This window comes from Stenotrophomonas sp. SrG (assembly GCF_050031795.1).
In the GTDB taxonomy this organism is placed as follows: Bacteria; Pseudomonadota; Gammaproteobacteria; order Xanthomonadales; family Xanthomonadaceae; genus Stenotrophomonas; species Stenotrophomonas rhizophila_A.
The window spans coordinates 1-230 of record NZ_JBNBBE010001775.1 but is presented as its reverse complement, the minus strand read 5'-3'; the positions used below and the strand labels follow the sequence as shown (position 1 = coordinate 230).

General features: G+C 62.2%; 1 protein-coding gene. It reads right to left on the bottom strand.

What is annotated here, in order from left to right:
- Positions 1-230, bottom strand: a 230-nt coding sequence (locus ACQG3P_RS25375; protein ID WP_426806585.1) for an SDR family NAD(P)-dependent oxidoreductase, incomplete at both ends; no start/stop codon positions are given.

The following is a 230-nucleotide window of genomic DNA, read 5'->3' as shown; positions in this document are numbered from 1 at the left end:
CGCCGGTACCCAGCAGCGGCAGCAGTGCATGCGTGAGGAATAACGGTCCCTTCAGGTGCACGTAGAACAGACCGTCGAACTGTTCCTCGGTCACAGTCTCGATCGGATTGAACAGCCCGAACCCGGCGTTGTTCACCAGGCCATCCACCGCGGAGGCGCCCCAGGTTCCCTGCAGGGAGTCCTTCAAGTTCGCGGCAAACGCCGCAAAGCTTCCGGTGTTCCCCACGTCA